23 protein-coding genes and 1 pseudogene are annotated in these 24,713 nt (G+C 61.0%); 8 read left to right on the top strand and 16 right to left on the bottom strand.

Annotation, left to right across the window (positions count from 1 at the left end):
- The first annotated feature begins 10 nt into the window (after positions 1–10).
- The 5 genes from CH92_RS14765 (at position 11) to CH92_RS14745 (ending at position 3,564) form a co-directional block, all read left to right on the top strand.
- The gene (locus tag CH92_RS14765; protein ID WP_025242542.1) at positions 11–793 is read left to right on the top strand and encodes a class I SAM-dependent methyltransferase; all 783 of its coding nucleotides are present in this window, start codon (positions 11–13) and stop codon (positions 791–793) included.
- Positions 794–1,142: 349 nt separating this feature from the next.
- Complete coding sequence (locus CH92_RS14760; protein WP_025242541.1) at positions 1,143–1,562, top strand: HPF/RaiA family ribosome-associated protein; 420 nt, start codon at positions 1,143–1,145, stop codon at positions 1,560–1,562.
- A gap of 327 nt (positions 1,563–1,889) precedes the next feature.
- Positions 1,890–2,150, top strand: coding sequence for a hypothetical protein (locus CH92_RS14755; protein ID WP_021207567.1), 261 nt, complete (start codon positions 1,890–1,892; stop codon positions 2,148–2,150).
- A 166-nt stretch (positions 2,151–2,316) separates the two neighbouring features.
- Positions 2,317–2,565, top strand: coding sequence for a DUF2789 domain-containing protein (locus CH92_RS14750; RefSeq protein ID WP_025242540.1), 249 nt, complete (start codon positions 2,317–2,319; stop codon positions 2,563–2,565).
- A gap of 174 nt (positions 2,566–2,739) precedes the next feature.
- A complete protein-coding gene (locus CH92_RS14745) occupies positions 2,740–3,564 on the top strand; it encodes an inositol monophosphatase family protein (RefSeq protein ID WP_025242539.1) in 825 nt (274 codons plus the stop codon).
- A gap of 71 nt (positions 3,565–3,635) precedes the next feature.
- Here CH92_RS14745 and CH92_RS14740 read toward each other — a convergent pair whose 3' ends face one another.
- The 3 genes from CH92_RS14740 to CH92_RS14730 all read right to left on the bottom strand — a co-directional run bounded on the left by CH92_RS14740 (position 3,636) and on the right by CH92_RS14730 (position 6,573).
- Positions 3,636–4,115 carry a DUF3597 domain-containing protein gene (locus tag CH92_RS14740; RefSeq protein WP_025242538.1) on the bottom strand — a complete coding sequence of 160 codons (480 nt, stop codon included), beginning with the start codon at positions 4,113–4,115 and terminating at the stop codon, positions 3,636–3,638.
- 130 nt (positions 4,116–4,245) lie between these two features.
- Positions 4,246–5,529 carry a mechanosensitive ion channel family protein gene (locus CH92_RS14735; protein WP_025242537.1) on the bottom strand — a complete coding sequence of 428 codons (1,284 nt, stop codon included), beginning with the start codon at positions 5,527–5,529 and terminating at the stop codon, positions 4,246–4,248.
- Between the two features lie 309 nt (positions 5,530–5,838).
- On the bottom strand, positions 5,839–6,573 hold the full coding sequence (locus CH92_RS14730) for a sulfite exporter TauE/SafE family protein (RefSeq protein ID WP_025242536.1): 735 nt from the start codon (positions 6,571–6,573) through the stop codon (positions 5,839–5,841).
- 233 nt (positions 6,574–6,806) lie between these two features.
- Between CH92_RS14730 and CH92_RS14725 the strand changes: the two genes are divergently transcribed.
- Positions 6,807–7,700: a CAP domain-containing protein gene (locus CH92_RS14725; RefSeq protein ID WP_025242535.1), complete on the top strand. Its 894-nt coding sequence runs from the start codon at positions 6,807–6,809 to the stop codon at positions 7,698–7,700.
- 9 nt (positions 7,701–7,709) lie between these two features.
- On the opposite strand, the gene CH92_RS14720 is transcribed toward CH92_RS14725, so the two are convergent.
- Together CH92_RS14720 and CH92_RS14715 are read right to left on the bottom strand one after the other, a co-directional pair.
- Positions 7,710–8,081 (bottom strand): STAS/SEC14 domain-containing protein, encoded by a 372-nt coding sequence (locus CH92_RS14720; RefSeq protein ID WP_025242534.1) that lies wholly within the window; start codon positions 8,079–8,081, stop codon positions 7,710–7,712.
- A gap of 347 nt (positions 8,082–8,428) precedes the next feature.
- Positions 8,429–8,710, bottom strand: a complete 282-nt coding sequence (locus CH92_RS14715; protein WP_025242533.1) for a peptidylprolyl isomerase — start codon at positions 8,708–8,710, stop codon at positions 8,429–8,431.
- Positions 8,711–8,906: 196 nt separating this feature from the next.
- Between CH92_RS14715 and ppk2 the strand changes: the two are divergent.
- Positions 8,907–9,832: pseudogene (gene ppk2, locus CH92_RS14710) on the top strand (polyphosphate kinase 2).
- Here ppk2 and CH92_RS14705 read toward each other — a convergent pair.
- The 9 genes from CH92_RS14705 to CH92_RS14665 all read right to left on the bottom strand — a co-directional run bounded on the left by CH92_RS14705 (position 9,826) and on the right by CH92_RS14665 (position 20,398).
- Positions 9,826–10,803: a PstS family phosphate ABC transporter substrate-binding protein gene (locus CH92_RS14705; RefSeq protein WP_025242531.1), complete on the bottom strand. Its 978-nt coding sequence runs from the start codon at positions 10,801–10,803 to the stop codon at positions 9,826–9,828. The pseudogene ppk2 and the gene CH92_RS14705 sit on opposite strands and share 7 nt — an antisense overlap.
- 20 nt (positions 10,804–10,823) lie before the next feature.
- Entirely contained in the window at positions 10,824–11,051 is a 228-nt protein-coding gene (locus tag CH92_RS14700; protein ID WP_021207578.1) for a hypothetical protein, read from the bottom strand.
- Between the two features lie 19 nt (positions 11,052–11,070).
- The gene (locus tag CH92_RS14695; protein WP_025242530.1) at positions 11,071–12,234 is read right to left on the bottom strand and encodes a Na/Pi symporter; all 1,164 of its coding nucleotides are present in this window, start codon (positions 12,232–12,234) and stop codon (positions 11,071–11,073) included.
- A gap of 222 nt (positions 12,235–12,456) precedes the next feature.
- Positions 12,457–14,007, bottom strand: a complete 1,551-nt coding sequence (gene glpD, locus CH92_RS14690) for a glycerol-3-phosphate dehydrogenase (RefSeq protein ID WP_051517564.1) — start codon at positions 14,005–14,007, stop codon at positions 12,457–12,459.
- Between the two features lie 611 nt (positions 14,008–14,618).
- Positions 14,619–15,377 carry a DeoR/GlpR family transcriptional regulator gene (locus tag CH92_RS14685; RefSeq protein ID WP_025242528.1) on the bottom strand — a complete coding sequence of 253 codons (759 nt, stop codon included), beginning with the start codon at positions 15,375–15,377 and terminating at the stop codon, positions 14,619–14,621.
- 144 nt (positions 15,378–15,521) lie between these two features.
- Positions 15,522–17,033, bottom strand: a complete 1,512-nt coding sequence (gene glpK, locus CH92_RS14680) for a glycerol kinase GlpK (RefSeq protein WP_025242527.1) — start codon at positions 17,031–17,033, stop codon at positions 15,522–15,524.
- A 12-nt stretch (positions 17,034–17,045) separates the two neighbouring features.
- Entirely contained in the window at positions 17,046–17,921 is an 876-nt protein-coding gene (locus tag CH92_RS14675; RefSeq protein WP_025242526.1) for an MIP/aquaporin family protein, read from the bottom strand.
- A 297-nt stretch (positions 17,922–18,218) separates the two neighbouring features.
- A complete protein-coding gene (locus CH92_RS14670; protein WP_025242525.1) occupies positions 18,219–19,874 on the bottom strand; it encodes an FMN-binding glutamate synthase family protein in 1,656 nt (551 codons plus the stop codon).
- A gap of 98 nt (positions 19,875–19,972) precedes the next feature.
- A complete protein-coding gene (locus CH92_RS14665) occupies positions 19,973–20,398 on the bottom strand; it encodes a DUF1810 domain-containing protein (RefSeq protein ID WP_025242524.1) in 426 nt (141 codons plus the stop codon).
- Positions 20,399–20,594: 196 nt separating this feature from the next.
- Between CH92_RS14665 and CH92_RS14660 the strand changes: the two genes are divergently transcribed.
- Positions 20,595–20,906, top strand: a complete 312-nt coding sequence (locus CH92_RS14660; RefSeq protein ID WP_025242523.1) for a hypothetical protein — start codon at positions 20,595–20,597, stop codon at positions 20,904–20,906.
- 93 nt (positions 20,907–20,999) lie between these two features.
- On the opposite strand, the gene CH92_RS14655 is transcribed toward CH92_RS14660, so the two are convergent.
- Together CH92_RS14655 and CH92_RS14650 are read right to left on the bottom strand one after the other, a co-directional pair.
- Positions 21,000–22,031, bottom strand: coding sequence for a potassium channel family protein (locus tag CH92_RS14655; protein ID WP_025242522.1), 1,032 nt, complete (start codon positions 22,029–22,031; stop codon positions 21,000–21,002).
- A 161-nt stretch (positions 22,032–22,192) separates the two neighbouring features.
- Positions 22,193–24,628, bottom strand: coding sequence for a helicase-related protein (locus CH92_RS14650; protein ID WP_025242521.1), 2,436 nt, complete (start codon positions 24,626–24,628; stop codon positions 22,193–22,195).
- Between the last annotated feature and the right edge of the window lie 85 nt (positions 24,629–24,713).

Raw genomic sequence — 24,713 nt, 5'->3', positions numbered from 1 at the left:
CGAGCTGCGTATGACTGCCTCATCTCCTTTGGTTCGTGTCGAAGCCCTTGCGCCTCAGTTCGCCGAGCAGGCCGGTGTCTGGGCGTCGCGGCTGGGCTTACCTTTACAAGCGGATGAGGCAGATTTCGCCCTGCAGCTGGGCGAAAGCGGGTTGCAGCTGCAGTTCCTCGGCCCCCAGGCGCCGGGCGCGGTCCGGGTGGATTTTGTCGAGGGTGGCGCCGCACATCGTCGTCAATTCGGCGGAGGCAGCGGACAGATGATCGCTAAGGCGGTCGGCATCCAGTCTGGGATTCGCCCCAGCGTGCTGGACGCAACAGCCGGGCTCGGCCGCGATGCTTTCGTGATGGCAACATTGGGCTGCGACTTGGTGCTGTTCGAGCGTCAGCCGCTGATTGCCGCGTTGCTGGAGGACGGTCTGAGGCGTGCGTGCGAAGACACCGATGTGCGAGCGATCGTCGAACGCATGCGCCTTCGGCACGGTAATGCCATCGAGCTGATGGCGCAGTGGCAGGGAGATCCGCCTCAGGTGATTTATCTCGATCCAATGTTCCCGCACCGTGAAAAGAGCGCGTTGGTGAAAAAGGAGATGCGCCTGTTCAGGCCCTTCGTTGGGGACGACCTGGACGCGGGTATCCTGCTCGAGCGGGCGCTGGCGCTGGCCAGCCATCGCGTGGTGGTGAAACGGCCGCGTAAAGCGCCGACCATCGACGGCCCCAAGCCGGGCTATTGCTTGGAGGGCAAATCCAGCCGCTACGACATTTACCCGAAGAAGAAGCTATCCGCCGGCCAATGATCACTGGCTGACGATGATCCGATTCGGCGGTGGGAACAGGGCACCCTGATGAGTCTTTGCAATCTTCTGTAACCAAGCGGCTGGAGGCCTTGTGTGCTGGTGCTCGGCTGTGGCCGCACGGAAGGCGGGTTCGATTGCCCGGCCTTCGTCGTGCTCGCGGCGTTGCGTTGGCCTTGCTTAATGTCGCCAACAATGGCATTTCTAGCCCGTGCTCCCGTTGCTTCGCAAGCGGTGTAACTGCGTCTGTCGCCGCGCACCGTGCGGCCACCAACGAACCGGGGGCACGTTCTGGATCAGGCCGTTTGTGGGCTGAACGGTGGTTACCTAGATCGCGTAGAAGGAAGAGCATATGCAGATCCAAGTACATAGCGATAACCACATCGAAGGAAGCGCCCGTCTCGTAGACTGGGTAAGCGGCAATGTAGCCGACAAGCTCGACCGGTTCGACGATGAAGTCACCCGCGTCGTGGTGCATCTGAACGACGAGAACGGCGTCAAGGCCGGCGCCCACGACAAACGATGCCAGATCGAGGCCCGCCCGAAGGGGCAGCAACCGGTCTCTGTTACGCATAAGGCGGCCTCCTTGGAACTGGCCGTGGATGGTGCCATCGACAAGCTCAATAATGCCCTTAAGCACCAATTCGGCAAACTGCGCAGCAAGCGCGTGTCGGCACCGACGCCGATCGAAGGTGAGACCCTTGAAGTCGAAGACCGGGACGCCTTGTTGGAAGCAGATTTCCTCGCTGACGAGCAATTGCGCACCTCCTGAAGTTGGCTATCCATCGTTCTTCCGGGACGTAGCCTGATGGCTGCGTCTGCCACTCATTTCCCATCCGAGCCGGCAGGCATCGCTCCGCGGTGCCTGCGCCTCGTTCGCAAGTCTGCCAGCCAAAGCCTGCCCGACCACAACCTCCTCCCGAGCGACCACCGGACCTGTCGCACCCCAGCGCTTGTGCTATACCCAATCCAGGTACTGCGCGAGGAGCGTCGGCTAACGGCGCGCTCGGCTCGTGGCGGACCGTGACGAGAGGGGGGCAATCGGCCGTGTGTGCGTTGTTCAGGAACTGCCCACGGCTATCAGCAGCGAGGTGACAACATGACCATGATGCAATGCGAATATCGCGATCACGTCATTACTGCCGAAGTAATGGAACATCCCGGTACCCCGACTCCTTGGGCCGGCGGTTGCCGAATCAGCAATCCGCAGGGACAGGTCACTCGGCGTATGGCGCTTCCGGTCGGACACGCCTTCATGGCGGAGCTTGAGCAAGCGCAGCGGGCATCCATCGCCCACGGCAAGTGGCTGGTGGATCAATGCCTGGATCAAGGCAGGCAACTGTTCGACAAGGCAGCCTGAATTTCTTGCGGGCCGCGCCCATGGGTGATGCCCGCTTCTTTCTTTCGGCCAATGTTGATCCGCGTGGCAGAGCGTTCCGTTGAACTGTTGGCCGTGCTGAAGCCTCTACTGGGAGTATCGCCTGCCTCTGAGCAGCGCCAAATCGACCTGGATGAGGAGCCGTTCGATGGAACTTCCCAACAAAGACATGAGCACATTATTCGAGCAGCTGGGCCTGCCTTCAGATCCAGACAGCATTGACGATTTCATCGCCGACCATGCGCCGCTGCCCAACCACGTCAAGCTTGCCGAAGCGCCGTTCTGGAGCGATGCGCAGCGTGCTTTCCTGGCCGATGAGTGGATAGAGGACGCCGAATGGGTGCCGATCGTCGATGAACTCAACGCCCGCCTTCACGAGGAGCAAGCGCAGCCCTGACCGGTCAGGCGTGGCAAGCTCTGCGCACAACATTCCAATGTGGAGCGCCAGCCGGACGCGCTGTGTGGCGAAGGCTGACGAGGCGGGCGTTTGCCTGCCAGTAATGATTCACTAGAATTCGCCGCTACCGCGCGACGCTGCGCTTCGTTGTCGACCCGTGCAAGAAGGACAACCATGAATTCCGACCCATCGGCCGCCAGTTCTCTCGATATCGCAGCCCGCTACGCATGCGCCAAAGCCCTCTCGCTAGAGGCGGCGCAGCTGGGCATGGACTACTACCGCAAGCGCGATGTGCTGACGGTGGAGCACAAGGGTGACGATCTGCAGGACGTGGTGAGCATTGCCGACAAGCAGATCGAAGATTTTATTCGTGCCCGATTGGCTGAGCGCTTTCCCGAGGATGGCTTCCTCGGCGAGGAAAGTGGTTCCGCCGATCTCGGCGCTCGCTGCGTGTGGGTGATCGATCCCATCGACGGCACGGCCTGCTTTGTCAATGGGCTACATAACTGGTGCGTCTCGATTGGCTTGCTGATCGACGGCGAGCCGTATCTAGGCGCCATCGCCGATCCCAATCACAACGAACTGTTCCATGGCTGCCTGGGGCAGGGCGCGTTCGTCAACGACACGCCCTTGAAGGTGAGCGACGCCTCTCATGTAGGGCAGGGCGTGACCGCCACTGGCACCTTTCACCCACGTGGCAAAGAGCACTTCATTCCCTTTCTCGAAAAACTGTTGGCCGAAGGCGGAATGTTCTTTCGCAACGGCTCCGGCGCGCTGATGACTGCCTACGTAGCGGCTGGGCGATTACTTGGTTATTACGAGACCGAGCTGAAGAGCTGGGACTGCATGGCCGGGCTGGTCATGGTGAAGGAGGCGGGTGGCTGCATGAACGATTTCTTCCGCAATGACGGGCTGCTACGTGGCAATCCCTATCTGGTTGCCTGCCCGGGCGTCTATTCGCAGCTGGCGGAAATGATCGGTCCTTCGCTGGACGGTTGAGGTCGCAGCGGACGTCGAAGCGCCCGCAGCTGCGTTCGCACGGCCGCGTGCGAACGGACCCTGGCTCGGTATCAGGTACGCAGCTCGGGCGGAACCGTACCGCCGTGTTCGGCGAGTTTGTGCATGACGGTGCGGTGCAGCCAAATGTTCATCTGCGCCGAGTCGGCCATCTTGTCTGGCGGGCAACCCAGCTCAGTGGCGAGCTCTTTACGCGATTCAAGGCTGCTATCTAGACCTAGCAGTTTGAGCAGATCGACGATGGAGGTGCGCCAGTTCAGCTTTTCCGGGAAATTTGCGGCCATGCCGTCGAGTTTCGCCGGCACGTCGACCGCGCTGGTGGTACCCCCCGCCGTACCAACTGTACCGACGCTCGCTCCACTGGCGCTTGATGGAGCGGTGGTCGCGTTGTTGGCCGCAGTGGGCCGCTCGGAATCGACCACCGTATCGGTGGCGTGCTGATTGATGCCCGAGTCCGGCGCAGCAGGTTTGTGCGCCTCGTTGCTAACGTCACCCATGCCAAGCGCATCTTTGATTTTATCGAACAGGCCCATTGCATATTCCTCGGTTGATGTAGGTCTCCGTTGGACCTTAGCTGCGCTCAAGTCATTCACCGCCGCAGGTCGGAAGCCGGTGGGTGGCGTCGCTCAGCGGGCGTTCCATGCGAACCTGTACCTCGGCTGCTCAGCCCTTCGGCGCGTGCAGCACCAAATGTTGCTTCGCCTGATCGGGCAGTCCTACTCCGGCGGCTCGCAGGGCGGCGACCAGCCCTTTGCGAACCTCGGATGCAGTGATGACGAAGTCCGATCGGCGCGAATCGCACCAGAACTCAACTTCAAACACCAGCTCGGACGTGCCGAGGTCGTTGAGCCGTACAGAGGCGGATGGTGTCGCCAGCACGCCTGGCGTGTCCTGTGCGGCCTGGCGCATGATCTGCGCCGTTGCATCGATGTCCACGTCGTAGCCGAGCGCACAGACGACCTTGCCGCGCCGGATCGGTGCGGCGGTATTGTTGGTTACTCGGGAAGTGAAGGTCTCGGCATTCGGCACCAGTACGCGGCGGCCGTCATAGGTGCGAATCTGCGTCGCGCGCAGTTCGATGCGCTCCACGCTGCCCTCGGTTTCACCAATGATGATCTGGTCGCCTAGTTTGAAGGGCCGCAGTGTCAGGATCAGCAGCCCGCTGACGAAGTTGGAGAGGATGTCCTTCAACGCGAAACCCAGCGCCAGGCTGGTCAGCCCCAAGCCGGTGGCGAGCGTGCCTGGCTCCAGGCCGAAAGCGCTCGCCGCTACGATCAGGCCCAGTAACCATACCGTGTAATAGCTGACCTGACGGACCAGATTTTCCACAGTTCGATCATCACTCAAGCGCCTGAAAATCATGCGCATCAGCGCTCGCACGCCGGCGGCCAGGCCCCAGAACAACAGCAATACCAGCAGCGAGGCGAGAATCCGTGGAATGATATCGATCGCCGATTCGAGCAGGCGGGCAAAGGCCGTCTCGACGCTTGCCTGGACCGAAGTGATGAAGCGCCCGCGCTCAGAGTCGCGTCGCTGGACCGCCGTGGCCAGCGCGCCGTCGATTAGCGCGGCCCATTGCCGGGCAAGTGGGTCGATCGCTGCGCCATTGGCTTCTGCATCCATTGAGGTGACTTCAACCAGTTGGCGGCCGGCGACGCTGATCTGTCGGTTCTCACCGTCTTCGCCGGCCTTTTCGATGCGCGCACGAGAGATACCCTGGGGCGTTTCCAGCACGGCGGCCAACTGTTTTTCGATCTGCCGAGCGCGTGGTCTGGCTTCCAGTTCGTCATTGGCGCCAATACGAAACAGCGTACGACCGTCGAGGCGCACTGTGGCAACGCCCTCCTGTGCCACCAAGGGTGCCGGCAGCAGCGCCTGACAAACAAGGATCAGTAAGGCGAGCCAGATGAAGGGCAAGCGCTGCGAGTTGGCTAGATGCTTTTGCATGAAGGGATGTGGGTTCCGCAATGGCTGGGCCGCCGGCAGATACAAGCAGGCCGCCGATACCGCGGCGGCCTAGCGTGTGTGCGTCGACTCGGCTGATCCCCTGGCCGTTGCGCTGCCCGTCTGGAGGATGTCAGAACACCAGCATGAACAAGCCGATTACTACCAACAGACCGATGAGAAAAATGATGCCAATGGTGCTGCCCAGAAACTTCAGCATGAAGATGACTCCTGTTGCAGTGGGTTCATTATTCCGACTGGAACGGGCGGAGATCGTTCAGACAGCAGCAAGTGAGCAGCGCAAGCGTCGCGTCAGAAATGCTTCCAGATCAGTTGCAAACCGGCGAGCAACATGCCGATCCGGGCGATTCGGTAGAACCATGCGTGATCGATGCGTTTGTGCAGCCAGAGCCCGGTCCAGACGCCGAAGGGCACGATGGGCGCGAGCATCAGGCTAAGCAGGAGGTTCTCGCGGCTGAACTGGCCGAGAGCCGCGTAAGGCACCAGCTTGATCACGTTGGTCATCAGGAAGAACAGATTAATGGTCGCCACGTAGCGCAGCTTGTCCAGCTGTTGCGGCAGCAGGTGCATCATGATCGGCGGGCCACCGGCATGGGCGACAAAGCTGGTAAAACCGGCAATCGACGAGAGCAGCGTGCCGCGCCCTCGCTGTAGCGGCCGTGGTTTGTCGTTATTGGTGAACAGCCCGAGCACCACGAAACCCACCGCGATGCCGCCCATCATCAGGCCGATCATGCGCTCGTCGAGCACGCCGAACGTGAGCGAACCCAGAGCAATGCCGATCAGCGCACCGGGAAGCATGACCTTGAGATTAGCGATATCCCATTTACCGAAATAAGCCTTCAGACCCACCACGTCCGCCAGGCAGAGAATCGGTAGCATCACCGCAGCGGCCTGTTTGGGTGAAATGGCCAGCGCCAGTAAGGGCACGGCGATGCCACCCAGGGCTCCGCCGAAGCCGCCCTTGGAAAGCCCGGTGAGAAAGATTGCAGGCAGCGCGAACAGCAGAAAATCGGCAAGGGTCATGACGGGTGGTGGCGCTCGGCAGAAAGGGATTGCAGATAGTCGTTTCGGCGACCGATCAATCATCGCATTTTTATTGGCCGATCAGCTTGTCGGATGAAGTGGCTGGCCCAGGTACGCTCGGTGGTCGTATCGGATGAAAACCATGGTTCGGGATCGGTCACGCCTGTATGTGGTCAGCATGGAATGGCGGGTGCGCCTCATCGACCTGTCTGCCCGCTCAACCGAGGTACCGGATGGACTTACGCAACCTTGCTTTTTGGTCAATCACCGCCCGGACGCCGTTGCGCCGCGTTATGGTCGGTTCAACAGTGCTGGCAGCCATGCTCGCTAACGGCGCGAACGCGGATGAAACAGACGAGCTGGTGAGTCTGGTCAACGAGTTCCGCGCCTCGGGCGAGGGCTGTGGCGGCGGCAAGGGGGAACAGGTCGGCCCCCTTGCACCCGCTGCTGCATTGGCGTCGATACCTGCCGGTGCTGGTGCACAGATTCAGCAGGCGGTACGGGATTCGGGCTATCAGGCGGCCAGCCTGCAGGCCATGGCGGTCACTGGGCCTGGAGATGCAAACACCGTGATGCGCGTCTTCAAGCAACGTTACTGCAGTGCATTGGTGAACGACGAATTCGCTGAGATCGGCGTCTCGCACGAGGGCAATACCTGGCAGGTGATCTTGGCGAAACCGCTGCTGTCCGCTGACCTTGGCGACTGGCAGCAGGCCGGCAAGGCAGTGCTCGAACAGGTCAATCGAGCACGCGCCGAGCCGCGTCGCTGTGGTAGTCAGCGGTTCGACGCCGCACCCCCCTTGACTTGGAACCAGCAACTGGGCGAAACCTCGCTGGCTCACAGCCAGGACATGGCCAAGAGGGACTACTTCAGTCACCAAGGGCATGACCAGAGCCTGGCCGGTGACCGTGCCCGCCGTCAGGGCTACCACTGGCAGCGCATCGGTGAAAACATCGCGGCCGGTCATGGTTCTGCCGAGCAGGCGGTGTCGGGCTGGCTGGCCAGTCCAGGCCACTGCCAGAACATCATGAACCCGGGTTTCACCGAAATGGGCGCCGCCTATGCGACTAATCCACAGAGCGCAGCCACCATCTACTGGACGCAGGTGTTCGGTACGCCGCGTTAGCCTGTCGCGCTACAGCGCGCCTTCCAGCCAGTCGTGCGCTTCGGTTGACTGATGCTGATCGAAGGCTCGTACCGTCAGGCCGGGAATAAGCGCCCCTTCGATTTCGCTGGCTTTCCTCACCCATTCCTTGGCGCAAACGACTGCGCAGCGGTCGAAGCGGCGCATGAAGCGGAACATCTGCGGAATTCGCGACAGCTCGACGCCGACCGCGCCGAGCGTGGGCATGTCGAAGTCTCCGACTCGGAAGAGCATTTGCCCATGGGTAATGCCTTCGGACTTTCTCATCAACTCATCAAGCGCGAAGCGCATTTCGTTGCTGTCGAGCTTGCCGGAAAAATCCACGTCGATACGCTTGTCACCTATGCGCGTTACATGAAACATCACGTCGCTCCCTTAGAAGGGTGAATGAGTTCGGTCTCGTTTCCTTGACCATAGCCCCCGGTGGCGCGTTCGCTCGAGAAAAGCGCATCGCTGACCGTGTCATTGACGTTCGTCAATGCCCAGAGACGACCATTTCAAGGTGGCGTTAAACGGCTCATACAGTCGTCTGGATCGGATGTTTCGCGGCATGCGAGGCGGCAGGTGAGGCGGACGGAGAGTGCGTGTGGATGGCCGGGTAGGCTGAGGGAAGTCGAGCGAGGCGGCTCGATCGATCGGATGTGGGGAAGCGTGAAAAGCGTTCGAGGTGACGGCAGGCAGCCCCCGCGCGTTGACGCGGGGGCACAGGATCAATCCTGGCGGCTGGTCACTTCCAGCAAGTGGTAACCGAACTGCGTCTTCACCGGGCCCTGCACGACGTTGATCGGCGCGCTGAACACCACGGTGTCGAACTCTTTGACCATCTGACCCGGGCCGAACGAACCCAGATCACCGCCCTGGCGGCTGGAGGGGCAGGTGGAGTTGTCTTTGGCAACCTGGGCGAAATCAGCGCCGCCTTCGATGGCAGCTTTCAGCTCGTTGCATTTTTCTTCGGTGGGAACCAGGATGTGGCGGGCAGTGGCTCGGGCCATGGGGTGTACTCCAGTGAGAAAGTTGCGAGCCTACCGGATTTGCCCTGTGATTCAAACGCTGCCTCCATCCAAGTATGTTCGCACGCCCGCTATCGGCGCCGAGGAGGCGCCGGTCATGATCTCGTCACTGCTGTTCACTAGCGTGAGTCCGAGCCACCAAACCTGGCTTTTGTCTCACGCTTAACGGAAGCCGACCATGACCGATGATCTGCGCAATTCGCTCCAGATATACGAGCACCTGTTGCACGAGTTTCAGGATAGCCTCGACGAAGAATTTGAAATGGAGCTGGACGATGCGCGCATGGATGCGTTGATAAGGCGCGAAGGCATGCCGCATCCGTCGGATGGTGGATTGTCCCGGCGGGTCTATTTCTCCGAACTGCTGCGTCTGCAAGGTGAACTGGTCAAGCTGCAGGACTGGATGGTGCATCACAAGCTACGCGTGGTGGTGCTCTTCGAGGGACGGGACGCGGCGGGCAAGGGAGGGGTCATTAAGCGCGTTACCCAGCGGCTCAATCCGCGCATCTGCCGAGTTGCTGCCTTGCCCGCACCCAACGACCGCGAGCGCACCCAGTGGTATTTCCAGCGGTACGTCTCGCACCTTCCCGCCGCGGGCGAAATGGTTCTGTTCGACCGCAGCTGGTACAACCGCGCCGGTGTCGAAAAGGTGATGGGCTTCTGCAGCGACGACGAGTACGAGGAGTTCTTCCGCTCGGTCCCGGAGTTCGAGCGGATGCTGGTGCGCTCGGGCATCATCCTGATCAAGTACTGGTTTTCCATCTCGGATGATGAGCAGAACCGCCGATTCCTGGCGCGCATCCATGATCCGCTGAAGCAATGGAAATTGAGCCCCATGGATCTCGAATCCCGGCGTCGTTGGGAAGCCTATACGCGGGCCAAGGAAATCATGCTCGAACGTACCCACATCAGCGATGCGCCCTGGTGGATCGTCGAAGCGGACGACAAGAAACGTGCACGCCTGAACTGCATCAGCCACCTGCTGAGCCAGTTGCCTTATGGAGAGGTGGAGCGCACCCCGGTGAAGTTGCCCGAGCGCGTCTACAACCCGGACTATTTGCGCAATCCGGTGCCGGACAACTGGTCCTGCCGACGCTCTATTGAGCGCCGGTTCGGTTTGCGTCGGTCGTGCTCGGTTCCTGCGCTTGCTGCAGAGCTGCAAGGCTGCGCGCATAGCGCTCGGCCTTGAGTGGCATGTAGCCGGTAAAATGGATCCAGCTGGGCAAGCCGTCCAGGTAGTGTTCAACGAATGCCTGGGTGATGGGCTTGCGCTGAAGGCTCTGTTCGTTCAAGTACAGGAACAGTGGGCGTGTCAGCGGCCTGTAGCGGTCCTCGCTGACCGTTTCGAGCGTTGGAAAGATCGGACCGCTGCCATTGTCCACGGCGAGCAGCTTCAAATCCTCCCAGTGCCGATGGTAGGCGCCGATGCCGAAGAAGCCGAGCGCGTTGGGCTCTGCAGCGATGCCCGCGGCCAACTGTTCTTCATCTTCGCTGGCGGTGTAGTCCTGGCGGCTGCGATGGGTGATTCCCACGATCTCCTGAGTGAAAACATCATAGGTACCTGAATCCTGTCCTCGCCCAAACAGCTTCACTGGGCGATCCGGCCAATCCGGGCGGATCTGGTTCCAGCGCATGACATGCTCTTCTGCAGCAGGTGCCCACAACGTCTTCAGTTCATCCACCGTGATGTCGTTTGCCCAGCGGTTGCTCGGATGTACTACCACGGCGATGGAATCCATAGCCAGCGGAACCTGGCGATAGCGGATGCCATTCTCGGCGCAATGCGCTTGCTCTTCAGCGTTCATCTCGCGCGAAGCGTCGTTGATGTCCGTTTCGCCGGCGCAGAAGCGGCGAAAGCCGGCAGTGGTTCCGGAGAACTTGACCTCTATGGGATGGCCGGGCCGGGCGCGTTGAAAGCGTCGTGCCGCTTCCCTCGTCAGTGGGTAAACGGTGCTGGATCCATCGACGAGCAGCCCGTCGGACACCGGCTCAACGGCATGTGAGGACGGGACGAGCACCGTGTGCAGACTCAGCGTGAGGCTGATCAGCAGCAGAGGGCCTGGTTTGACGCGCATGTGTCGTTCCTCTACGGGTGTCAGGATTTCGCTTTCAGCCATTCGGCCTTGAGGGTGGTCCAGAACAGCTGAAGGCTGTTGAAACGGGTATCCACAGCATTTATGTACTCGTCCAGGTGCTCGATTTCACGGTGCTGCGCACGTTGCTCCTGAGCATCGATGCGTTCCAGCTGGGCTTCGAGCTCATTGAGTGATTCGCGCAATTCGCGGATGCGGTTTTCGGTCTGGATGCGGCGTTCGCTTTGCATGATTGGGCTCCAGGCTGGGTCAGAGTTGGCTGCCGCCGATCAGCAGCAAGGGCAGGCCGAAGAACACGCCGCCGATATACGCCCCGACATACAGCTTGCTGCGTTGCGCCAGATCCGCGAGGTAGTTGGCAATGGCCGGAGGCACGCCACGCAGGAAGGGCAGCACATAGATGATCGAGATACCGAGCAGATTGAACAGCAGGTGTACCAAGGCGATCTGCATCGCGAGTTCTGCCGTTGGTCCAGCAATGGCCGTGGCGGCCAGCAGGGCAGTGACGCAGGTTCCGATATTGGTGCCCAGCGTGAAGGGGTAGACCTGCTTGAGGGTAAACACACCGGTGCCCGCCAGCGGCACGATGAGCGCTGTTGTCGTCGAGGAGGACTGCACCAGCATTGTGATCAACGTGCCCGAAGCGATGCCCGACAGCGGGCCGCGCCCGACACTGGCGTGCATGATGTCCTTGGCGCGCCCGACCATCACCTTGCGCAGCACTTTGCCGATGGCCTGCACCACGAAAAGGATCAGGACGACCCCGATGGCGATCAGCGCGATCCCGGCCCATACTTGGTTCGGCAGCCAGGAGACGCTGGCTTCGAGCAGGTCGCTAGCCGGAGCTAGCAGCGTTTTCATGAAGTTCATGCTCTTCATGTCGACCCCGGCGCTGTCGTGTACGAGCAGGCCCGCCAGCACCTCGGACATGCGCTGCAGAGGATGGAAAAGCAACTCCAGCGGTAGCAGAATCGTCACGGCGGTAATGTTGAACGCATCGTGCACGGTCGCCGCCGAGAAGGCTCGATGAAATTCCGGCCCGCTGCGGATGTGGCCCAGACTGACGATGGTGCTGGTCAGCGAGGTGCCGATGTTGGCGCCCATGATCAGCGGAATCGCAATCGGGATCGGCAGCCCGCCGGCGACCATGCCAACGATAATCGAAGTTACCGTGCTGGAGCTTTGGATCAGCGCCGTGGCCGCCAGGCCGATCATCAGGCCGACAAAGGGGTTGGTGGCAAAGGCAAACAGCTCCTTGGCGTTATCGCCAGTGGCAGCTTTGAAACCATCGCCGATCGCGCCCACTGCAGCCAGCAAGAGGTAAATAAGCGTGATGACCAGAAGCCAGGACAGCCATTGGCGCGAGATCGGGGAGGAGGGGGTTTCCGCCAAGGCACCGATATTCGTCGTCATCAAGCAACTCCCGTAAGCGTGTAGGTCGCTTAACGGTGCCGCGCTGGTGTGAACGCTTGATGACCGCAGCGGACTGCGGGGATGAAGGGTAGGTTGAGCGCGTTTCGATTCGCCAGGAGGGCAGCTTATGCGTAAGCGATACGTTATCGCGAACACTTCCCGAACAGTTGCAGGCTACCCGTCGAGCTAACGTCGGGCGTGCTATGGGCACGCTCGATCGAATCAGGCGGCGTCGCTGCTGCGCGCGGAACTCTCATTGGGCTGCTCGAGCAGATAGCGTTGCAGGCGCGCCTTCTGCGGCTCGCTGAAGGCCAGACCGAGTTTGGTGCGACGCCAGAGAAAGTCGTCTACTTCGCTCGCCCACTCCTCGCGGCGAAGATAGTCGACCTCTTGCGCGTAAAGTTGCTGGCCCAGGTCCTCACCCAGCGCGTCGACCGAGCGCGCATCGCCCAGCATGTGCCAAATGCGATTGCCGTAAAGCGTTGCCCAGCGCTTGGCCAACGCAAAGTCGATGCCCTGCACCTTGCTCATCAGTGCTTCGATGAGTGCTTCGACGGTGCTCATCTCTTCGCCGCCGGGTAGCGGGGCGCTGGCCGTCCAGCTCGGCTCCATGTTCGGGAAGTACGGTTTGAGCTGCGCCATCGCCGATTCGGCCAGCTTACGGTAGGTGGTGAGCTTGCCGCCAAACACCGACAGCAGCGGGGCCTGCTTGTGCTCGGCAGCCAGCGATAGCGTGTAGTCCCGGGTGACGGCCGAGGGGTTGTCGGATTCGTCGTCACACAGCGGCCGCACGCCAGCGAAGGTGTGCAGAATGTCCTTGGGCTCTAACTGCGTGCGGAAATGCGTGTTGGCTATACCCAGCAAATAGACGATCTCTTGCTCGGTAATGCTGACCGTAGCCGGATCGCCATGGTATTCGCGATCGGTGGTGCCGATCATGGTGTAGCGGTCCAGGTAGGGAATGGCGAAGACGATACGCCGATCCTCGTTCTGCATGATGTAGGCCTGTTCGCCTTCGTACAGCCTGGGCACGATGATATGGCTGCCCTGGATGAGGCGGATGCCGTAAGGCGAGCGCTGCTGCAGGTTCTCTCCGATGAACTGCGCCACCCAGGGGCCGGCCGCGTTGACCAGCGCTTTGGCCCGCAAAGAGAAGCGGCTACCATCCTGACGTTGCATTTCGACGTGCCAGATGGCACCGGCGCGCTTGGCGCTCAGGCACTGGGTGCGGGTATGGATGTGCGCGCCTTTTTCGCGAGCGGCCATGGCGTTGAGTACGACCAGCCGCGCATCGTCGACCCAGCAATCGGAATATTCGAAACCGCGGCGGATGGCCGGCTTCAGTGGGCTGTCGTTGCCGAAGCGCAAGCTACGCGAAGCCGGCAGCTTCTCGCGCTTGCCGAGGTGGTCGTAGAGGAACAGGCCAGCACGGATCATCCATGCGGGGCGCAGGTGAGGGCGATGCGGCAATACGAAGCGCATCGGCTTGACGATATGCGGCGCCTTGGCCAGTAGCACTTCGCGCTCAGCCAGCGCTTCGCGCACAAGACGGAACTCGTAGTGCTCCAGATAGCGCAAGCCACCGTGGATCAGTTTGCTACTGGCCGAAGACGTATGGCTGGCCAAATCGTCACGCTCGCACAGAAATACTGACAGGCCGCGTCCGGCTGCATCGGCAGCGATACCAACACCATTGATGCCGCCGCCAATGACGGCGATGTCGTACAGCTCGGAGACGGTCTCGGTCACGGAATTCTCCTCAGGAATGAACATCTATGTTCGAATGTGAACATCCTAGCGCAGAAGCGAACACCTCTCTAGAGGTGATGTTCATTTTTTATATCAAAAGAAAATAATCGAACCGATATGAACTAACAATTGGTGCTGAATAGCGCTGTGGAAGACCCCTGGCATTGGGAAGAAGATAAGAGCGGTTTGTGACATTGAGATGGCGCTTGCTTGCTCCGGCGTTTCACCGGGCACGCGGCCTGGTCGTTGATCAGCAGAGCGTCCTTGTAAGAGCGAGGGGACGCCTTGCTGGCGCCGCCGGGTGATCACCATCGCACCGTGCGGTGATGGATCGCGAGCAAGCTCGCGCCTACGAAAAGCGGCCCGTGAGGTGCGGCGATTGAAGGAATACGGACTCAACTTGGTAGGGTGGGCTGGACATGGCCTTGCGGCATGGGCGACCAGCTTCACCTTGTGAGGGACTCAGTCCCGTAGGGTGGGCTTCAGCCAACAGAGATACCGGCTTCGCTTAAAGCCCACCCGCTACAGACGATGCAGACCCTCAACCGCACCCGAGTAGCGGGCTGGAGCGAGCGAACGCTAAACCGCTACGAAACTTGGAAACCTCTTCACCTAAATACGTGCATTCACCAAGTTCAATCGGTGATTTCGAGTTTCACTTTGTGCTGCGTCAGCAACTCAATGAACGCTTCCGGTGGCCGGGCTTCGGTGAACAGCATGTCGATCTGCTCCAGCGAGCCGAGTCGGGTCATGGCGCTGCGGCCGAACTTGCTCGAATCCGCCGCGAGAAAGATCTTGCGCGCGTTGCTAATGATGGCTTGGGAGACGCGTACTTCTTGATAATCGAAGTCCAGCAGCGTGCCGTCTTCGTCGATCCCGCTGATACCGATCAGGGCGAAATCCACCTTGAACTGACCAATAAAATCCGCCGTGGCCTGACCGACCACGCCACCATCGCTGCGCACGTTGCCACCGGCAATCAGCACGTCGAAATCTTCCTTGGGGCTGAGAATGCTCGCCACGTGCAGGTTGTTAGTGATCACCTTGAGGTCGCGGTGATTGAGCAGGGCGTGGGCAATGGCTTCGGTGGTGGTGCCGATGTTGATGAACAGCGAGGCCTGATCGGGAATGTGTGCCGCCATGGCGTCGGCGATGCGGCGTTTCTCGTCTCGCATCTGCCGGGCACGCTGGGTGTAGGCGGTGTTCTGCACGCTGGAATCGTGGGCGGCGCCACCGTGGTAGCGGCGGAGTAGGCCGGCTTCGCCCAGCTGATTGATGTCACGGCGGATGGTCTGGGGCGTCACCGAGAACTGTTGCGCCAGCTCTTCAATGCTGACATAGCCGCGTTCGCGCACCAATTCGAGAATGCTCTGCTGTCGTGGGGCCAGACTCATGAAGGCTTCCTTCTTATCAATATGCCGGGAAGCATGCCGCAGTCTGGTCTGTGATTAAAGAATTGTTCGTTTTCGAATAGACGCGCCCGGCGCGGAATCAGATCCGGGCCGGGCGCGATGTGGATGCCAATTGCGGAGTCGGGGCTATTCCTCTGCCCAGTCGCGAGTGCGGCCCACCGCCTTCTTCCAACCCTGGTAGAGCGCTTCGCGCTTCTCGTCATCGCAGGCCGGTTCGAAGATGCGCTCGATGGTGGCCTTGCTGCGCAACTCGTCAAGGCTGCTCCAGAAACCGGTCGCCAGGCCTGCCAGGTAGGCGGCGCCGAGGGCGGTGGTTTCCTTCATCTGCGGACGTTCCACATGCGTGCCGAGCAGGTCGGCCTGGAATTGCATGAGGAAATTGTTGGCCACTGCGCCGCCGTCCACCCGCAGTGAGCGCAGGCGCTCGCCGGCGTCCTGCTGCATGGCGTCAAGTACGTCGCGGGTCTGGTAGGCGATCGATTCCAGCGCGGCGCGGATAATGTGGTCGACCTTCACCCCACGGGTCAGGCCGAATAGCGCACCGCGGGCGCGAGGATCCCAATAGGGCGCGCCAAGGCCGGTAAACGCCGGTACCAGGTAAACGCCATTGCTGTCCTGAACCTTGGTCGCGAAGTACTCCGAGTCCAGCGAATCGTTGATCACCTTCAGCTCGTCGCGCAGCCACTGCACCGTGGAGCCACCGTTGAAGATGGCGCCTTCCAGGGCATAGTTGACCTCGCCCTTCGGCCCGCAGGCGATGGTGGTGAGCAAGCCGTGCTTGGACTGAACGGCCTTGGTTCCGGTGTTCATCAACAGGAAGCAGCCGGTGCCGTAAGTGTTCTTGGCCTGGCCCGGCTCGACGCACATCTGCCCGAACAGCGCGGCCTGCTGATCACCCGCGATACCTGCGATCGGAATGCCGGTACTCTGCCCCGAGCCCAGATAGGCGTGGCCGTAGACTTCGGATGAGGAGCGCACCTCCGGCAGCATCTCGCGCGGAATATCCAGCGCCTCCAGCATCACCGGATCCCATTCCAATTTATGAATGTCGTAGAGCATGGTGCGTGAGGCGTTGGTGTAATCGGTGACGTGAGCCTTGCCCTGGGTCATTTTCCAGATCAGCCAGCAATCGACGGTGCCGAACAGCAGCTCCCCGCGCCGGGCACGTTCGCGACTGCCCTCGACGTGATCGAGAATCCACTTGATCTTGGTGCCGGAGAAATAGGGGTCGATGACCAGGCCAGTAGTGCTGCGGATGTGCTCTTCCATGCCGTCACGCTTGAGCTGATCGCAAATCGGCGTGCTCTGGCGGCTTTGCCAGACGATGGCGTTGTAGATCGGCCGGCCGGTGTTCTTGTCCCAGACGATGGTCGTTTCGCGCTGGTTGGTGATGCCAATGGCGGCGACCTGCTCGTTGGTGATGCCGGCCTGTGCCAGGGCTTCGACGAACACGCCGCTCTGGGTGGCCCAGATTTCCATGGGGTCGTGCTCGACCCAGCTCGGTTGCGGATAGATCTGCGCGAATTCGCGCTGAGCAATGGTGACCACGTTGGCGTTGCGGTCGAGCACGATGGCACGGGAGCTGGTAGTGCCCTGATCGAGGGCGACGATGAATTGCTTGTTGTTTTGAGTGCTCATGGTGACGATTCCTTAACGAGCTTCTTGGGCAGTGACATCGTGTGCGGTGTAGCGCTCGGCCTCGTGGTCCGGCTTGGCGGAGCAAGCGCCTCCATCCAGATTTGGCAGATGCTTGCAGATCAGCACCTTGTAGCCTGCGGCGCCGATGCAGGCGCCCAGCACCGGGGCGATCAATGGAACCAGAAAGTAGGGGATCTCCCGGCCACCGGTAAAGGCCACCTCACCCCAACCAGCGAAATACGTCATCAGCTTCGGTCCGAAATCACTTGCCGGGTTCATCGCGAAGCCGGTCAGAGGGCCCATCGCGCCGCCGATCACCGCGATCAGCAGGCCGATCAGCAAGGGTGCTAGTGGGCCGCGAGGCAGGCCGTTGCCGTCATCGGTCAGGGCCATGATCATCCCCAGCAGGATAGCGGTAATCACTACTTCTACCAGAAAGGCCTGGCCAATCGAGAGCGACGGGTGTGGGTAGGTGGAGAACACCGATGCGAGCTCGAGGCTGGCGACGCTGCCTCGGGTCATGTGCTGTGCCTGTTCGAAATCGAAAAACAGGCTGCTGTAAAGACCATAAACCAACGCAGCGGCGCAGAAGGCGCCCGCTGTCTGAGCGAGGATGTAGGCAGGGACCTTGTTGCGCTCGAACGTGCCGAACAGCCAAAGCGCGATGGACACGGCGGGATTCAGATGAGCGCCAGAAACACCGGCGGCAAGGTAGACCCCCATGCTGACCCCGATACCCCAAATAACGCTTATCTCCCAAAGACCTAGCTCAGCACCGCCAATCTTTAACGCGGCCACGCAGCCTGTGCCGAAGAAGATAAGCAGGGCGGTGCCGAGGAATTCGGCAATGCATTGCCCCCGTAGCGTCGGGGTGGACGGGTTGCTCATGCGCAGGACCTCTTCTGAGTCTGTTGTTTTTATAATCCGAATGTCGCGTCGGTTCGGAAATGTTCGGAATCGAAAACTTAAAGACAAACTATCAGGCTGTCAAAGTAAAAAATTGAACATTTCAACGGAAAAATGACGAAAGGCGACTGTGCCTACTGTTGATGGCGGTTTTCTGGCATGGGGGTTATTGGCCGTACAGGTCGGTTCGATGCCTAACAATGACTGCGTGCTACGGGCCAGGCGGAACATGCAAGGCGGATCGCGCCGGGGATCAGCGGCGATCCGCTGCGGCATGGCTTAGCTGATCAGCGGTTCCTCGACTTGTGCGGCGCCGCGCTCAGTCTTCTGCGGCATGGCTTCGAAGCTGTCTGCCTGAGCCATGCTCCAGATCCTGGCGAAGAATTCGCTATCGATATGTTTTTCCAGCAACGCACCTGGTTGGACGAAATAGTACAGCTGCGAGAACAGCTTGATTTCAGTCGAGCTGATGCGGCGGATCAGGTGGTGTGGCCCCAGCTCGGCCGGGTGCGACAGACCGGCCGCCGCGAGCAGTTCAGCCAGTGCATGCACGGTGTTGCGGTGGAAACTGAAGACCCGGTCGGCCTTGTCCGGCACCACCAACGCGCGTTGGCGCAACGGATCCTGGGTGGCAACGCCGGTGGGGCATCGGTTGGTGTGGCAGTGCTGGGACTGGATGCAGCCGATGGCAAACATGAAACCGCGCGCCGAATTCACCCAGTCTGCGCCCATGGCCAATACGCTGGCGATATCGAAGGCACTGACGATTTTGCCGCTCGCGCCGATGCGGATGTGTTCGCGCAGGTTGCAGCCGACCAGCACGTTATGCACGAACAAGAGACTTTCACGCAGGGGCATGCCGATGTGGTTGGTGAACTCCACCGGGGCTGCGCCGGTTCCGCCTTCCTTGCCATCGACCACGATGAAGTCTGGATAGACACCGCTCTGCAGCATGGCCTTGACGATGCCGACGAACTCCCATGGATGCCCGATGCAAAGCTTGAAGCCGACCGGCTTGCCACCCGACAGTTCGCGCAGTTGCGCGATGAATGCCATCAGTTCAAGCGGCGTGGCGAAGGCGCTGTGGCTCGCTGGCGAGATGCAGTCCACGCCTTCCGGTACACCGCGGGTGGTGGCGATTTCGGCGTTGACCTTGCGCCCTGGGAGGATTCCGCCGTGCCCGGGTTTGGCGCCCTGGCTCAGCTTGATCTCGATCATCTTTATCTGCGGGTCACGCGCCTGTGCAGCAAAGCGGTCGGGGTCGAATCCGCCGTTTTCAGAGCGACAGCCGAAATAACCGCTACCCAGCTCCCAGACCAGATCCCCGCCGTGTTCGCGATGGTAGCGGCTGATACTGCCTTCACCGGTGTCATGGTAAAAGCCACCGAGCTTGGCGCCACGGTTCAGCGCCAGGATCGCATTGCCGCTGAGCGAGCCGAAACTCATCGCCGAAATATTGAACACCGAAGCGGAATACGGCTGCGGGCACTGCGGGCCGCCAATCGACACGCGGAAGGTTTCGGGATCGCTGACCGCTGCGGTACGGATCGAATGGCCGATGCACTCGTAGCCAGGCTCGTAGACGTCGATCAGGGTTCCGAAGGGCTTGTCGTCCACCTCGTTTTTAGCCCGGGCATAAACCAGCGACCGCTGCGCACGGGAGAACGGCACGCGGTCCTGATCGCTTTCCAGGAGGTACTGACGGATTTCCGGGCGGATGCCTTCGACCAGGTAACGGATGTTGCCAAGGATCGGATAGTTGCGCCGTACCGCGTGTTCGCACTGGCGCAGATCACGAATGCCCACGAGCGTCAGCAGCGCGGTGAGAAGGAATAACGGCCATACCCAGGAATGATGCAGAAACGGCAGGCAGAGCAGGGTGGTCAGGGCGCAGAAGACAAAAAATGCGTAGCGGCTGAACAGCGAGATATTCATCTGGAGACCTGTCGGTGAGGGGCGGCGGGGCCTGCCTGGTAGCTGGAAGCCTAACGCAGATGCCTCGACCCGCCTATCGACCGTCGGGCGCAGTCCCGTTACCGATCCAGGCGCGACAGTGTCGCCGTGTCGGGCCGGGCTGCGTAGAAGGCGTCCAACACTGCCTGGAACACGGTACGCTCGGGCGCGACGGTGGCGAACAGAGTCATGCTCGAATGCAACTTCATGTCGTCCGGCGAGCCCAGAATCCGCCGCGCTGGGCGCCCGGCATGTTCCAGCAAGGCTTGCGCACATTCTTCGAGGCGAGGCCCGAGGAGTGAATGCTCCAGATAGGCCTTAGCCTCTTCCGCGCCGCTGATCGCGTAGCGCCGGGCCATGTCGCTGTGGCCCAACCCGGCGATCTGCGGAAAGACGAACCACATCCAGTGGCTTTGCTTCAGCCCGGCTTTCAACTCAGCCAGTGCGCGTTCATAGACGGTTGCCTGCGCCTCGACGAATCGTTGCAGATCGTGTGGGTCGTTCATGGTGGCTCCTGGAGCTGATTGCAGGTGTTCTGTTGAGAACGACCCGGTGGGTCATTGATTCCCTTCCCGTCTTGCAAAGCCCGGTCGGAGTGCCGGCTGTTTACCGCTTGTTTACACCCTGCTGACCTCAGCTGACGAAGCGGTGGGGTTAGATGGATGCAGGGAGAACGACTCCCGTCCGCTGAGGAGAAACGCCATGTTCAATCGAATACTCAAAGTCGCCTTGCTTGCGGGTTGTCTGGTCGCCGCCGGAACCGCGTCAGCTGCGGATCGCAACGTTGTGGTACCGGTGCTGGCCGGAGCGGCGGTTGGTGCCGTGGTGGGGGCGGTGCTGGCGAACGCCTCCAATGATGACCATCGACACCAGCCGCCTCGCCATGCCTATCAGCCGCCGAGACCGGTGGTCCGCTATGCCCGCCAGGCGCCGCGGCGCGTCGTGAGATATCAGCCGAAGCGGGTGGAGTACGTCGTGGTTGAACGCAGGGACTGGAAGAGAGGGCACCGCTAGCCGCAACAAAACAGAAAGGCTCCTCGGAGCCTTTCTGTTTTGGTGGGCTCCTGCTGCTTCGAGCGCCGATCGTGAGCGCTGAGTGGTTCGAGGTCAGCTGCCGCTGTCCAGCCCGCCGAGCCGGGCGGAGGCGATATAGAAAAGCTCGCCACCGCGAACGAGTGTGTCGTTGGCCGGATTGATCGATGGCTGGGTCTGGCCGTCAGCGCGGTAGCCGATCAAGGTTGCGTTGTGCTTGTCCTTCAGTTGCTTGTACAGCGTGCCGACTGTGCTTTCGAAGCTATCGGGCAGTTGCAGGCGGTACTGCGTCGCGCCCTGACCGACGCTGAGCAGCTCGTTGATGATCACCGACGAACCCGGGTCTTGGGACGATCGCACCAGCATTTCAATGGCCATACTCGAGGTGCATTCCAGTTTCGGCGCGTAGCTGCGAGCCAGCCGGGCGGTTTCGCTGCTGCTGAAATGCGCGACCACGTGGCCGACGGGATCGAGCTGGTTGATCGTCAGCACCACGGCGAGGGTCAGATCGTCCGAGCCGGTGCGCACCAGTGTGCGTTCGGCGCCTTTCACCCCGGCGCGCTGCAGCAGTGCCATGGAGGACAGGCTCTCGCCGCGGATGAATTCGGCCTTGCCCGGCATCGGGTTTTCTTCGAGCACCGTATCGCAGATGACAATCAGGTGGTCGTTGGAGGTTTCGTCCTCGTGCAGCAGTTCGACGACGCGTTCGCTGATGGCGCCTTCCCAGCCCACCACGACGGTATGGCCCGTGCAGGTAGCGAACGTCCCTTTGCCTTTCATGCCTTTTCTCCAGACTTCGATGATGGAATTGGTGGTCTTGCCGATGATGGCTGTCAGCAGTGCGATGCCGCCCATCATCAACCAGGTGGAGACGAAGATCCGGCCGCCGGCGGTCTGCGGTGAGAAGTCGCCGTAGCCGACGGTCAGCGCGGTGGTGAAGTAGAAATAGATGAAGGTTTTAAACTCGGTGAGCGGTATTTCCCCGAACAGGCGCAGGCCGGCATAGGACACGCCCGCATGCACGCACAGCGCGAGTATCAATGCGGCCCAGCCGAATTTGCTGGTGATCGCGGCCAGTTGCTGACGCAACTGAATAATGATCGACATTGGCCCTGACTCCTTGGCAAGCAGCGGTGTCGCGGCAGGGCTTGGAAAGGTCCTGCCATTGGATAAACCTGCCGCATCCTAAGGGCCAGCTCAGTAGCTGGCCAGTCTTAAACCTTCGTGCGTTAGGCGATGCCGCCGCACAACGTTGCCTGGAATCGCGCTCAACGCTGCTCGCGGAAACAGCTCTGGCATAGACGAAACTTGCGCGCCGCCATCGGCATCTCCTTGCCGCATTGCTTGCAGTTCCGGTTGTCCCTCGACATCTGGCGTCGATCCGAACTGCGGGGCTTGCGCTGACGCGACAACTCACGGGTGATAGCGCCGTTGAGCAGGCTACGGTGCTGCTCAGCCTGCTCCAGCGCCGGGAAATGCGCCGGCAGCGTGCGGGCCAGATGCAAGTAGGTTTCGATGACGTGCAGCGAGCTTTCCAGCGTCGCCAGGTCCGCGTCGATGATCAGCCTTGGCAGCGAAATTTCCTTGTCCTGCGCGACTTTCTTCAGCCATTGTTGGGCGAATTGGCTGGCCGGGCTGTCCAGCCCGCCGCGGATCGGCGTGCAGGCGAAGATCCAGCGCAGCGGCAAGTCGATGGTCGGGTCGTCGATCAGCTTGATCCACTCAGCCAACTCATCGGGCAGGATCGAGATGAATTCATCGCCGTAGTTGATGTTGCGGTTGAAGGTCAGCCAGGCGCGTAGCAGGCTGGGCTCGTTCATCAGCTCGGAGATGGCTTGCAGGTGTTCGATGGAGGGCCGTACCTGAAACTGAGACAGGTCCACCGGCTGGTCTTCGCTATGGAACAAGCGCTTGATCGATTGCAGCGTCTGCCCATCGAGTGCGGTGATGAGGCCACTGTCGTGGTGTCCGAAGCGCCCGGCGCGCCCGCCGATCTGCTTGACCTCCTGCACCTTGAGCTGACGATTCTGGATGCCGTCGTACTTCTCGTCGGTATAGAAACACAGGGTGTGCGCTGGCATGTTCAACCCCATGCCCACGGCATCGGTCGCGACCATGATGTCCGCCTCGCCTTCACGGAACCGACGTGCCTGCTCGCGGCGCACCTCCGGGGACAGCGCACCGTAGACCACCGAGACGCTCTTGCCGGTCATCTCCAGCATCGCTTTGAGTTCGAGCACCGTCTTGCGGCTGAAGGCAACCAGCATGGAGCCGGCATCCAGCGCCTTGATCGAGGTTGAGCGACGCGCCACGTCCACCGGCGACAGGCGCTTGGTGCGCTTGACCACCAGCGTGTCCTCGCACAGGTCGCAAAGCGTTTTCAGCGATGGTCGGATCAGCTCCGGGCCGGTCATGATCAGGTCCTGTGTGTAGGCGCTGACCAGCGCATCGACCCAGGCCCAGCCGCGTTGCGAGTCGGCCATCATCTGCACTTCATCGATTACCACCACATCCCAGGATTCGTGACGGAAACGGGCGAATTCCTCGACCGTGCAGCAATAGTGCGTGGCGCCCTCACGGATGATTTCTTCCTCACCGGTAACCAGCGAGCAGGGCACGCCCATGGACTCGATGCGCTCCTGGTTTTCCAGTGCCATCAGGCGCAGGGGTGACAGATAGATGGCGTGCTCGACGCCGGTCATGGCCTCGATGGCCTGGTGCGTTTTGCCGCTGTTGGTCGGGCCGAGCAGGGCCGTCCAGGTGCGGGTCAGGCGCCGTGCGGCATAGAGCTTGTGGTAGTGAACGAAGCGCGGGTTGTTCTCCAGCAGCACCGCAAACGCCATCTTTTCACGGTTGTCCTCGCGGGCGAAGCGGATGGTTCGACGCAGCTTCTTCGGCTCCATCATGAAGATTTCGGTCAGGCGCTTCTCGCCGAGCAGCTGAAGATCGAAGTCCTGCGCTTCCTCGACCATCATCTCGAACTTGGCGACCATCGCCTGTCGGTCGTCCTCCTTGAGCGCCGCCACTTCGCGTTCGCTGAGCACATGGCCCTGGCCACCTGGAATGCGCCGCTGCATGTCCAGCGCCAGCTCGCCGTGGCGCAGCTCCACCACGTAGCGCAGCTCATGCTTGACCTCATTGACGATGTCCACGGCGCGGGCGGCAAAATCATCGAGGCGTGACAGCTTGGCAGGCAGGCGACCCAGGCACAGCGCCTTTTGCTCGTCGGTCATGTCCTCGAAGGGCTTTTCCAGCACATGCAAACGGTCACGGACCAGCGCTTGCACCGCGTCGCTCACGTTGCGCTCGAACTGCTCGGCGCTCGTGCTATCGGCGATGCGCAGGGCGAATTCCGGCTCTAGAAGAGTCTGCACGGGCCCGCAATCGAGGGTTTTTTCGATGCGGAAGATGTCGACCGTGCAGCTGAAATCATTCACGTCCCGATTCATCAGGCGGCCGAGCAGGCTTGTCGAATCAGCAGGCTCCAAGTTTGCCGCGACGGCGTGCTCATCCAACCCCAGCCAGAACAGCCGCGCTGCGCGACCAATCTCCGGTGGCTGATGACCGAGGTAGGTGCTGAACCATTTTTCCTGGTGATTTTTCTTCGGTGTGAAATCCGGGTGATGATCGGTGGTCCAGCTCAGGAAGCGCTGTAGTCGTTCAAGCTTGGTGGTGTGGCGGTGTTTGGCTTCGGCCTTGCGCATGATCGACGCCTCTCTGATCAGGTGTGCTCCAGAGTTTGGACAATCGGTTGTCGTAATACGAGCCTTACGCCCGGCTGCCATGCGT

It is taken from the genome of Stutzerimonas stutzeri (assembly GCF_000590475.1).
GTDB classification, from domain to species: Bacteria; Pseudomonadota; Gammaproteobacteria; order Pseudomonadales; family Pseudomonadaceae; genus Stutzerimonas; species Stutzerimonas stutzeri_D.
Note: the sequence above shows the minus strand (reverse complement) of the source record. Positions and strands in the feature narration are given on the sequence as shown.